Source organism: Virgibacillus senegalensis (assembly GCF_000821245.2).
Classification (GTDB): domain Bacteria; phylum Bacillota; class Bacilli; order Bacillales; family Amphibacillaceae; genus Sediminibacillus; species Sediminibacillus senegalensis.
Window position 1 is genome coordinate 1,679,480 of sequence record NZ_LN611425.1, and the last position, 11,180, is coordinate 1,690,659.

At 42.1% G+C, this 11,180-nt stretch carries 13 protein-coding genes; 5 read left to right on the forward strand and 8 right to left on the reverse strand.

Translation table 11 applies throughout. The features are described 5' to 3' along the window. Nucleotides 1-101: 101 nt before the first annotated feature. From BN1067_RS19330 to BN1067_RS19340, 3 genes are all read right to left on the reverse strand, one after another. The gene (locus tag BN1067_RS19330) at nt 102-1,031 is read right to left on the reverse strand and encodes a glycine betaine ABC transporter substrate-binding protein (protein ID WP_053220433.1); all 930 of its coding nucleotides are present in this window, start codon (nt 1,029-1,031) and stop codon (nt 102-104) included. Between the two features lie 76 nt (nt 1,032-1,107). Further along, nucleotides 1,108-1,965, reverse strand: a complete 858-nt coding sequence (locus BN1067_RS19335) for an ABC transporter permease (RefSeq protein WP_053220435.1) — start codon at nt 1,963-1,965, stop codon at nt 1,108-1,110. Continuing rightward, nucleotides 1,958-3,157, reverse strand: coding sequence for a quaternary amine ABC transporter ATP-binding protein (locus tag BN1067_RS19340; protein ID WP_053220436.1), 1,200 nt, complete (start codon nt 3,155-3,157; stop codon nt 1,958-1,960). Before BN1067_RS19340 ends, BN1067_RS19335 begins: the two co-directional genes overlap by 8 nt. A 429-nt stretch (nt 3,158-3,586) precedes the next feature. Here BN1067_RS19340 and BN1067_RS19345 point away from each other — a divergent pair, with 429 nt between their 5' ends. Further along, nucleotides 3,587-4,111, forward strand: a complete 525-nt coding sequence (locus BN1067_RS19345) for a GbsR/MarR family transcriptional regulator (RefSeq protein ID WP_053220438.1) — start codon at nt 3,587-3,589, stop codon at nt 4,109-4,111. Here BN1067_RS19345 and BN1067_RS19350 read toward each other — a convergent pair. Continuing rightward, nucleotides 4,108-4,446, reverse strand: a complete 339-nt coding sequence (locus tag BN1067_RS19350; protein ID WP_053220439.1) for a DUF1878 family protein — start codon at nt 4,444-4,446, stop codon at nt 4,108-4,110. The two genes, BN1067_RS19345 and BN1067_RS19350, sit on opposite strands and share 4 nt — an antisense overlap. 271 nt (nt 4,447-4,717) lie before the next feature. On the opposite strand from BN1067_RS19350, the gene BN1067_RS19355 reads away from it, so the two are divergent. Both BN1067_RS19355 and BN1067_RS19365 read left to right on the forward strand, forming a co-directional pair. Beyond that, nucleotides 4,718-5,251: a DUF3267 domain-containing protein gene (locus tag BN1067_RS19355; protein ID WP_053220442.1), complete on the forward strand. Its 534-nt coding sequence runs from the start codon at nt 4,718-4,720 to the stop codon at nt 5,249-5,251. A 398-nt stretch (nt 5,252-5,649) separates the two neighbouring features. Continuing rightward, nucleotides 5,650-5,829 (forward strand): hypothetical protein, encoded by a 180-nt coding sequence (locus BN1067_RS19365; RefSeq protein ID WP_026569119.1) that lies wholly within the window; start codon nt 5,650-5,652, stop codon nt 5,827-5,829. Nucleotides 5,830-5,938: 109 nt separating this feature from the next. Here BN1067_RS19365 and BN1067_RS19370 read toward each other — a convergent pair whose 3' ends face one another. Beyond that, the gene (locus BN1067_RS19370; protein WP_110943592.1) at nt 5,939-6,022 is read right to left on the reverse strand and encodes a YjcZ family sporulation protein; all 84 of its coding nucleotides are present in this window, start codon (nt 6,020-6,022) and stop codon (nt 5,939-5,941) included. Between the two features lie 198 nt (nt 6,023-6,220). On the opposite strand from BN1067_RS19370, the gene BN1067_RS19375 reads away from it, so the two are divergent. After that, the gene (locus BN1067_RS19375; RefSeq protein ID WP_053220445.1) at nt 6,221-7,168 is read left to right on the forward strand and encodes a peptidylprolyl isomerase; all 948 of its coding nucleotides are present in this window, start codon (nt 6,221-6,223) and stop codon (nt 7,166-7,168) included. Nucleotides 7,169-7,494: 326 nt separating this feature from the next. Here the strand turns inward: BN1067_RS19375 and BN1067_RS19380 are convergent, their stop codons facing one another. After that, the gene (locus tag BN1067_RS19380; RefSeq protein ID WP_053220446.1) at nt 7,495-7,710 is read right to left on the reverse strand and encodes a sporulation YhaL family protein; all 216 of its coding nucleotides are present in this window, start codon (nt 7,708-7,710) and stop codon (nt 7,495-7,497) included. Between the two features lie 73 nt (nt 7,711-7,783). Further along, entirely contained in the window at nt 7,784-9,055 is a 1,272-nt protein-coding gene (locus BN1067_RS19385; RefSeq protein WP_324777972.1) for an MDR family MFS transporter, read from the reverse strand. A gap of 241 nt (nt 9,056-9,296) precedes the next feature. Between BN1067_RS19385 and BN1067_RS19390 the strand changes: the two genes are divergently transcribed. Then, the gene (locus BN1067_RS19390) at nt 9,297-10,526 is read left to right on the forward strand and encodes an HD domain-containing protein (RefSeq protein ID WP_053220448.1); all 1,230 of its coding nucleotides are present in this window, start codon (nt 9,297-9,299) and stop codon (nt 10,524-10,526) included. A gap of 75 nt (nt 10,527-10,601) precedes the next feature. Here the strand turns inward: BN1067_RS19390 and BN1067_RS19395 are convergent, their stop codons facing one another. Further along, nucleotides 10,602-11,156, reverse strand: coding sequence for a GbsR/MarR family transcriptional regulator (locus tag BN1067_RS19395; RefSeq protein ID WP_053220449.1), 555 nt, complete (start codon nt 11,154-11,156; stop codon nt 10,602-10,604). Between the last annotated feature and the right edge of the window lie 24 nt (nt 11,157-11,180).

The following is an 11,180-nucleotide window of genomic DNA, read 5'->3' on the forward strand; positions in this document are numbered from 1 at the left end:
TCAGGAAAAACAAGCATGCTTCTACTTGTCTTAATCATTTTCTTAGGTTAATAAAAACGGTCTGCCGATATGTTGTCGGCAGACCGTTTACCTAGCATTTATTATTCAGCTGGCTGAAGATCTTCAATAGAGTCAACGTCCATGTATTCTGGTACAACCAGGCCGATTTTGGCGCCTTCCAGGTTAGCTCCCAGATCCTCTACTTGGTCGCCATACTCTTCAAACTGTGCACCATGAGTAGCTGGCAGCCATGCAGCAACCATTCCGTCCGCATCGCCATTTGCTACTGCTTGCCACATGACAGCATTATCAAGCGGTGTAATAGTTACATCGAATCCTTGGTCTTCCAATACTTTCTTCATCACATTCGTGGAAGCAACTTCAGAATCCCATTCCACGTATGCAAGTTCGATTGACTCTCCGTCAACTTCTTCCGTTCCTTCTGTCCACTCTGCTACTTTTTCAGCGTTGTCTTCCACCCACGTAGCAGCAGCGTCTTCTGGAGTGGTTCCATTACTGATTTCCAACATTACTTCTTCCATATCAGCAGGTTCCCAGTTGAACTGGTCAAGGATTTTGTATGCGTTTGGCTTTTCATTTTCCAAGCCTTGGCGAACCATTGTTTTGATTTCTTCTGCTTCCCCAAAGACACCCTCAGGATCTTCTAAATATTTAAGATCATATTTTGCGAACTTCCAGTGTGGTGTCCAACCAGTAACAACAATTGGCTCTTCATTGTCATAGGCTTCTCCCAATGCTGTTGCCATCGCACCACTTGAAGAAGTTTCCACTTCCCATCCCGCTAGGCTTTCGTAAGATTCTGTTGCATTTTCGGCTGCTTGGACAACACCTGCACCTGGTTCAATACCAGTGATTGTGTAATCCACCTCTTCACTATAATTTGCTTCGCCGCCATTGTCGCTGCCCGCATTGTCTGAATCAGAACCGTCATCAGATCCACAGCCGGCAGCTACAAGTGTAAACGATAGTCCGGCTGCAAGGCCGAGATGCTTTAGATTAAGTTTAAACATAACTAATAAATCTCCCCTTATTTTTATTTATATGGTTAACTTTTCAAAAAGAAAAGTTGCCAACAGTTCACGTGTTTTACGCATCCCCTTTTTGGGAATTCAAACTTTGAGTGAAACGATCAATGATGATAGCCAGGATAACTATTCCCAAGCCTGCTACAAATCCTGTTCCTACCTGAGCACGCTGCAAGGATGACAGCACTTCACGGCCTAACCCTGGCGCACCAATCATTGAGGCGATAACGACCATTGACAAGGCCAGCATAACGGTTTGGTTGATACCTGCCATAATCGTCTTTTTCGCCATCGGTAGTTCAACTTTGAAAAGTTTTTGGGAACCGGTGCTTCCGAAAGCCTCCGATGCCTCCACCAATTCACTGGAAACCTGCCTGATTCCAAGGTTAGTGAATCGAACGGTCGGTGGTGTTGCAAAAATCAATGAAGCAAAAATACCTGGGACCATCCCGATACTGAAGAAGGCTACCGCCGGAATCAAATAAACAAATGCCGGCATCGTCTGCATAAAGTCGAGAATTGGGGTAATAATCGCCTCTGCCGTTTTACTTTTCGACATCAGGATTCCAAACGGGACACCGATAATGATCGATAGAATACTGGCGACTAAGACGAGTGTAAAAGTGAACATTAATTCTTCCCATAATCCCTGATTCCAAATTAGCAGCAGACCGATTAAGGAAAAGGCAGCCAGTCCGAAGCGCTTGCCGCTGGCAAAAAACGCCAGAACCACTACGACCAATATAACGATAACTGGTGGAATCGCAGCCAGTAAGTCAGCCAGCCATTCCATGAATGTGCCAAAGTCATTCTTTATTGGGTTGAATAAAAAGGAAAAAGTATCTGTCAGCCAATCAGTAAAGTTGGATACCCATTCAGCAACTGGTACTTGATTGACATTCTCCATAAAATTAAGCATCTTCACTGATCACCTCTGTTTCCCCGGCCAAAGCGGATATCACTGCACCTCTGACGATAATGCCCTTTAGTTTGCCGTCTTCGACAACAGCAACAGGTACAGGAGAATCATGAATGATCTCAAAGATATCGTGCATGGACGTCTCCATTCCCACTTGTGGAACATCCGTCCTTAAAATTTCATTCAAATCAGTGATTTCTCGCTTTCTTGCATCCGAAGCATCATCAGCTGTTACATAGCCTTTAATATTCCGCTTTCTATCGGTTACATATATACTGGAAAGTCCTTCTTCTCTCATACGTTCCAGCGCCACCCTAGGACCGTGCTTTTCGATATTGATTGTTTCCGGTCGTTTCATAATGTGTTGTGCTGTCAACACCTTCGAGCGGTCAACGTCCTCTACAAATTTCTCTACATAGTCATTGGCAGGATGGACCAGAATTTCTTCCGGCGTACCGATTTGGACAATCGATCCGTCTTTCATCAAAGCAATTCTATCTCCTATCCGCAATGCTTCGTCCAAATCATGAGTAATGAATAAGATGGTTTTTTTCATTGTTTCCTGTAAATCAAGCAATTCATCCTGCATCTCTTTTCGGATCAGAGGATCCAATGCAGAGAATGCTTCGTCCATCAACAGGACTTCCGGATCGTTCGCAAGCGCCCGTGCCAGTCCGACACGCTGCTGCATACCGCCGGAAAGCTGAGCCGGATACTGGTGGATATAGCCAGCCAAGCCGACCATTTCCAATGCTTCCTTTGCTCTTTTACTGCGTTCTTCTTTCTCTACACCTTGAATCTCCAAACCGTATTCAGCGTTTTCCAAAATTGTACGGTGTGGAAACAACGCAAATTTCTGGAATACCATGCTCAGTTTTTCACGGCGCACACGGCGAAGGTTCTTTTTATCCATTTTCGCCAAATCTTCTCCGTCGATATAAACACTGCCTTCAGTCGGTTCGATCAGTCGATTGATTAGACGGACAAGTGTCGACTTACCACTACCCGACAAGCCCATGATTACAAAAATCTCTCCGGCTTCCACCTCAAAGGATGCCCGGTTTACGCCAACTGTATTGCCAGTTTCTTTAAGTATTTCATCTTTGGGTTTTCCTTGATCCAACAGTTTCAGCGCTTGTTTGTTATTCTTGCCGAACACTTTGGATAAACCCTGAACTTCAATTACCGGCATGTCATTCACCTCTCTCACCTGTTGTTTTTCACTCTGCGCACACGCGGTACGCTCTTTTGTTGAATTTGGGTTATCTGTTTCGCCTATTACTTTTCTACTAGAAAAGAAAAAATCCGAACACCAAATCAATCACTCTTAATACTATATCCCTATTCATGCATAAAATTCAAACGCAACAAACCGCTAATTTTGTATATATTTTTTATACAGTTTAAACTGAACAAACTTTTTCGGGTATTTCCTTTAAATTACTAGGGATTGCTCCGGATATCTGCCTAATCACATCATTTAAAAAAGATCACCAATAGTGTAACCTATGATGCAGCATCTTATTTTACTATTTCCTGCAATAAAGGATGGAAATAAACATAGTTGCGGACGCTTGTATGTATGGTGGATTACTCTGGGAAAGCTTTGAGGGAGGATTATATGTCGAATCACAGTCTAAAGGATATCAACGAATGGATCACCAACGAGTTTGCCAAAACCGTAGAAATGTTCGGCCTTACCCCTTCAGAGGCACGGTTGTTTGCGATTTTATATCTGGAAGGTGTTCCAATGACATTGGATGAAATGAGTGAAGCATTGGGGAAAAGTAAAACATCCATGAGTACCGGTATCCGGACCCTGTTAGAATTAAATTTAGTCGAGCGTGTATGGAAAAAAGGAGAGCGAAAAGATTTTTACCGAGCGGATGAAAACCTATACAAGAAATTCATGTCTGCTTTCATTTATAAATGGGTTGATGCCGCCAACCGACAAAGGCAATCGTTGGAGCAAATCGGATTCAAACTTGCCCAAGGGAACTACTCGTTCTCAGCAGAACCCGAAGAAATCGATGAATTGAACAACCGACTGGATGATATGATAGCGTTTCACCAGCTGCTGGAGAATGCATTTTTGAAAATAAAGCCGGCCGCTTCAACTCCGATTGATCAGAAACGTAACCATTAAGTATCTCTCAAGACAGGTAGTTTCAAGAATGCATCCATCAGGGAAGGATAATATCCTTCCTTTCTTAATGCTTCTATCGTCTGTTTCGGCTCCAGCTTAAAGTGGAGCATCCCGACAAACTTTATCAATAAGGGAGTTACATCAAGAAAGCCTTCTTCTGTCTGGGTCAGAAATTCTTGATAGAGGCAATCAATCCACTCCATAAGCCTGCTGTATTCTTCCTGAGTCAGTTCTTTTTCTATAATTAGTTTTGTAAAAGGATATTGATCAATTTCCTTGATTTTCAAAAGCAAGTGAAGATGAAAGTTGATTGTTTCATTTCTATCGATGCCCATACATTTCCCCCTCCTGCCCCATATTGTTATTATATACTATTCAGCCTTGAGCAAAAATCAAAATAAACAGAAGCTGACAAGATTCACAACTTGCTAAAAACCCTATCATGACGGGCCTTATGTTACCATAAAGATTTCTGATTATAAAATAATATTTTTTTTCACGAAAAGCTATTGATTTTTCCCAGGAAACATACTATTATTCCTTGAGGGCAAGGCGGCAATACCGTCTCACACAACCGTGTAACAGCCTTGTAAAGGGGGATGCAAAATGAATTGCTGGAAAACTATCAATCTATACAAAGAATTCGGCATCAATCGCATTTATATATTATCCATGCTTTCAGGTATGATGGCATTCATTTTCTTTTATTTAATTTTTTCCATGATCCATGAAACTGGAACTGTAAAGGATCAAGGAATAATCCCTTTGATAGTCGGATTGATTTTTCTACCGACTATTCATAAACTTACACATATTTTACCATTAATCATGACAAACAAACGAGTGAAAATTAAATGGAAAATGAAAATGGGGCTGTTTCCGACATTTTCATTCCGCACAAGGTCAAAAATGTCAAAAACGACTTCGCTAATCATTTTACTTGCACCAGCATTATTGGTAACCGTAGCTGGTCTGGTTTCAAGCTATGTATTTATGAGCTATTATGTCTATTTTTTATTATTCTTGTCTGTGAATATCGGCCTTTGTTTTACTGATTTCTTGTATGCCAGTTACGTTGTCAAAGCGCCGAGAAAATGTATCATTGAAAACGCGAAAGATGGTTATGACATCTTAATATAAAGCAAACAGCATTCTGATAAAAGGATGCTGTTTTTTGTGCTCTATACTGTAGTGATGTGAGTGTGTACAGCGTGGAAAAATATACCAATTAACGGGCGATCGAGACCCCATCTCGGCTTTGCGAAGAGGCTCGGGCATTCATCCGCTGGCAAAGAGTTTATTTCCTCTCCGTCCTGAGTAAAATCACTATTTATCGGGTAAAGTCTTTCCGCAATTTGCGGGCTAACACTTTTTACAGAGAACCTCGTTTTCTTAATGAGCAAGCCAAGCCTCTTGTTTCCATTTGTTTTTCATCCAAAAACAGGAACTTGCTAGTTTATCAATTTCTGTAGGGTATAGCTGTTCAACCAGGATAAATTTTGATAAAGTATGTATAGGTGTAAAGGAGGTCATAAGGTATGCCAGTCTTTTTTGCTATTTTCGCTTTGTTCGTGCTATTTTTATTTAATTCTTTAACCCATAAACTTGTAGTAAGAACAGAAATGTCCCAAGAACGACAGCCAAATGTATTCAGAACCATCAATATATTGATAACCATCTTGTTGATCTCTTCTTATGTAGAGGTATTGTTCACGTAACGAGAAAATAACGCAATGAACGAGTGGTAATCAAAAAGGGATGACCATTTGCCAAAGCAGATGGTCATCCCTTTTTACGATCGGAAAAACGAGTTTTATTCTGTTTTGCTTACAGCCACGCTGCTCCGACAATAATCAACAAAATGAACAATACAACAATCAACGCAAAACCGCTTCCGTACCCTGCGCCCATCTATAACACCCCCTTTATGCCTTTTGCTTCATCCTATGCAGCAGGGGCGCCAAATGGATAGGCTTGTGCCCGAAATTTAGGAAAAAGTGTGTAATTATCGGAATAGACTATTTTTTTCACTGCTAAATGTGTTATATTATTTCAAGAGCTTGTCAAAGCTTGTACGAAAAGTTTTTGGAGAGTAGGAGTGTTTATATAATGAAAAAAATCGCACTATCGGCATCCTTGGCAGTCGGAATCCTGGCTCTGTCCGCTTGTTCTTCGGATGACCCGGAAACAGTCGTCGAGACTGACTCAGGAAACGTCAGCAAAGAAGAATTTTACCAGGAGTTAAAGGATCAGAATGGTGAAACCGTCCTACAACAGCTGGTAATGAAGAAAGTCCTTGAAGGTAACTACGAGGTAGATGATGACCAAGTACAAGAGGAATTGGATTCATTAAAAGAACAATACGGAGACCAATTTGATATGGTTCTTCAACAAAGTGGATTCTCTGATGAGGACGAATTCAAAGAGGTACTTCGTTTAAATATGCTGCAAGAACAAGCAGTTACCGAAGATATTGAGGTTTCTGACGAAGAAATTGAACAACGATACGAAAACATGAAAACAGATTTAGAGGCAAGACACATTCTTGTCGGAGATGAAGAAACAGCTAATGAAGTAAAACAAAAACTGGATGACGGCGGGGATTTTGCCGAACTGGCGAAAGAATACTCTACAGATCCTGGTTCTAAGGAAAATGGTGGAGAACTTGGTACGTTTGGTGTAGGTGACATGGTACCAGAATTTGAAGAAGCTGCCTACAACTTGGAAGTGGATGAAATCAGCGAGCCTGTTCAAACCTCCAATGGCTGGCACATTATTCAAGTAACCGATCGTAAAGATGCTGAGGAAGAAGTCGAGCCGCTTGAAGATATCCGTGATCAAATCCGCCGAGACATCGCTTCAACTAAAGTAGAGGATGCAGCTGCACAAGAAAAAATACAGCAATTAATGGAAGATGCGAACATCGATGTGAAAATTGATGATTTCGAAGATCTATTTGAAACACCAGAACCAGCTGATCCCGGTAATGCAGAGGATGGAGTCACGGAAGAAAATCCAGGTGCAGAACAGGATAATTCCAACGATTCAGAAGAATAATGGCCAAAAAGCCCGGATGTTATCCGGGCTTTTTCTATTTGGTAAAAGGCTGTAAGACTCAACCAGAAAAAAGCGATTTCACTCTAGCCGAAGAGGAAATAAACTCTCTTTCCGCAGACGAACGCCCGAGCCTCCACGCAAAATCCGCTGTGGGGTCTCGGTCGCCAGTTTATCCGCAGGGGTCTCGCTTATTTCCTCTGCTACGCTATTTTACTCCAAGATAACGGTTAGTGGATTGTAAAATCACACCCTTGGTTTACAAATAAAAGGCGCCAATCGAAATCGGTTGGCGCCTTTTTCTGCACATTTGCCTGCTCTTTTTCATCTTACACAGAAGTCATTTGTTTTTGCTCTGTTTCTGACTCATTCCCTTGTCGCTGGCTGCGTTCATCTTGTATCCGGTCCATGTATACTTTCCCTTCCCGCTCAATAAATTGCATTTCCAGCCTTTTTTCTGCTCTGACAGCTCTGAAAGCCATATATCCACTGAAAAAAATAAATAAAATAAACATGTAAACCCACCAAGGAATCCCTAGTATCATTGCACAGCCCTCCTTGTCCCTATTTGCTACTTAAAATATATGCAGGGACATTGTAAATATGACAGGCTGTTCGTTAATTCTTGGCTAATCCTGATTTGCCTTCCAGTTTCTTGAACATATACCCATAGACAAAAGCACTCATGACAGCAAACAGCCCCAAGATGGCAAAGACAATAGGATAAGCGAGATAATTTGTCAATACTAAGCTTAATGGCGCTATTAATTTGCCTACTGTAAACCGAAGACTTGCCGCCGAAAAGTATTGCCCGCGCATATTCTCGGGAGCAAGCTTGGCAACGAAGCTTTCCTGTATTCCGACTACCATCAATTCTGCCAACGTAAACATAGCCATTGCAAAAATGAACATCCATATACTTTCGGTTAATCCGTATAGGACGATACCCCCAGCATAAAGTAGACTTGACGCTACAAAGACCCGCTTTTCCTTAAAGCGATTCATAATCCGGGTGATAAATACCGTAAACAAGGCGACAAGCAGCCCATTTTCAGCAAGAACCAAGGCAAATGCTTTTTCACCGGTGATGGTTAGTTGGAAATCACCCAGTTGAAACAAAGTCTGGTTGTCGATTACTTCACTAGTATAAACGGCTATTAAAATATCAAGCTGCATAAACGTCTGGGCCACGAGAACGCCTGCAATGATAAACAGTAAAAAATTCCTGTCCTTGGCAATGATACGGTAATCGCTCAATTCATCCCAAACTGCCCTGTACCAACTGACCTTCGCTTCCTTCCGTCGTACCTTCAGGGCCACTGTTTCTCCGAGGAAACGTTGCAGAATCACTGTCAAACTACCTGTCAGAACTGCTCCGGCCAGCAGCATTTCAAAGCGGTAGCTGTAAAATAAGAAGCTGCCGATAATCGGACCGACAACGACGGCGATATTGATGGATGTATAAAATACAGCAAAAACGGAGGCACGATGTTTTTCCGATACGACATCCGCTACCATCGCGTGAGATGCCGGCCAATACAACGCTCCCCATATCCCCAAGAGACTAAACGATACAAATGTCCATATGGGAGACTGGTACCAGGGGGAGTTGGCATAAGCGAATAAGAGGAACGTCATAAATTGACCAAATGAGGAGATGACCATCATCCGCTTTCTGCCGAACCGATCGGCACAGTAGCCTCCTACCAAACTGGCTACCACAGAAAACGCCTGCGATAACACCAGTAGCCAACCCGCTTTGTCTTTACCAAATGAACTTTCAAATAAAATCGTCATGAACGGGAAATACGACCAAAAAAGAAAATTAGTCGTCCCCTCGCCAAATAGACGTATTCTTAAATTGCGATCCCAATCCTTCCACTTCATCATCTTCGCCTCTGTTTCTATGTCAATTTCGTCAACAGCATTGCCAGTCTGTAATGGCTGGTTCCCTATCCGGCACTGATTTTTACATTATATCAGAAACGCCACGCCAAAAAGCATGAAAAAACCAATTAATGGGGTGATATCAAAAATTATTATCCAGCTATGATACATTGCGTTACAATGGAATAGAGTGATTTCCTTAATTAGTAGATACGAAAGTTTATAGATAAATGGAGTGATAGATATGTCCGAGCAAGCCAGCTACTTTTATGATTTTATTCCCATTGAATATGCAGTGGACCAATCAAAGCGGGAGCAAATCCTTGCTGAATTCCCTCCACCTGCTCTTCCGGACAGTAGTGAATACTTTGTACTGGACGACCAAGCACCAGGAAGCATCGTCAAAACCCGGCTTCTGCTGAACGACTACCAGATTCAGCTGACCAAAACGAATAAACAGTTTTTAAAAATCCGTTTCAGTAATAATGCAGGGGCTATCAATGCCAAAATGTGGGACAATCAAGGCTCAGTCGAACTAAACCTGCCGCTCTTGGAGAAATTTGCTGTATTCGATGTGGAAGCGATGGTAGATGAATTCCGGGGCTTTAAATCGCTAACTATCCAGCGGCTTACTCCATGCGAAGCAGAGATTAACCCGTTTTCGCTCCTTCCATTTACCCAACAAAACATCGAGGAACTTTCGGTTGAGTTGTTTTGTTACATGGATGAATTGGAAGAACCCTATCGTAAGATCGCCCGTTCCGTCATGACCCGTTTTTGGGATCAGTTCCGGATCCGGCCTGCAGCTAAAGGATACCATCATAACTATTTGGGTGGATTACTGAAACATACGGTCGGATTGATGCGGTTCGCCCGATTTCTGCTAAAAAAAGAAGAGAATCACTACCAGGCAGCAATGAAGCTGATTAATGTAGTGGAAAAGGCGTACAAAAATGAGCTATGGTCGCAATTCAAATCGGACAATAGTCAGGCGCAGCTCGTTTGGAAGGATACAATCGACCATTTGTACCGCCAGCTTCAAGGAATGATGGAACATAAAGAAAAACAACCGGATTATGATATCATCATGACTAGTATTCTGTTTCATGATATCGGCAAACTGCTTGAATACGATCATGCCGGCAAAACATTCGATACCTTTCAATTTCTTTTCCCTTCAGCGGAACGGCCGGATCAGACCGAGCGGAAACAAGCCGGAATTACCATGGATCCTTTAGGAGTAATGGTCGGACATATTCCGTATGGGGTCCTGTTATTAAACAAAATCATGGAAACCGAAAATATTTCCTTATCCATGGAAGCCGTCCATCAAATGGCCCACTGTATCTTGTGCCATCACGGTCTTCCAGAGTGGGGGGCTTGTATTCAAAAACCACAAACAATAGAGGGGTATATCATCCATTTTGTCGATTATCTGGACAGCCGTTACGAAAATAGTGAAACCGTAAAATAGTAACTTTACGTAAAACCAACATCGTCCCAATCAAAAAGTCCTTGCCGGATAACCGGCAAGGACTTTTTGTAAACATCACGGTTCCAGATGCTTCGGGACATATTTAAATATCTCTCCCGACTCGACAACCTGGATAAATTTCATCAGCCAGCGATAATAGTTTTGGGCATATTTCAACCTGTCTATATCGCCAGCAATTTTCTCTTTAAGCTGAACGTCTTCTGTCTGGTCATGAAGCTGCATCAACTCATGGATTGCTTCTTCTGCTTCCTCTATGTTTGTTTCTGTATGATGACGCCATCTGTTACCGAACAAGGAAGTGAAGGATTTATACCAATCCTCCTCTGATTTATACAAATCCTTCCTTACCCCTTTTTTATAAGCAGGTTCTACCATTTTCATCTCAGCTAAAGCTCGGACTCCTGTCGACATGCTTGTCTTACTCATTTCCAGCGCGTCACGCATATCATCAAGTGTCATCGGCTCTTCCGCAAAATACAATGCACCATATAGACGTCCTACAGATGAAGTAATCCCATAAAGATTCATATTTTTTGCGATCACTTGGATAAACTTTTCAATGGTTTCTTCATACTCAGACCATTCGCTTGAGTTATCACTATTTGGCAATGGAATACCCTCCAACCATTTTAT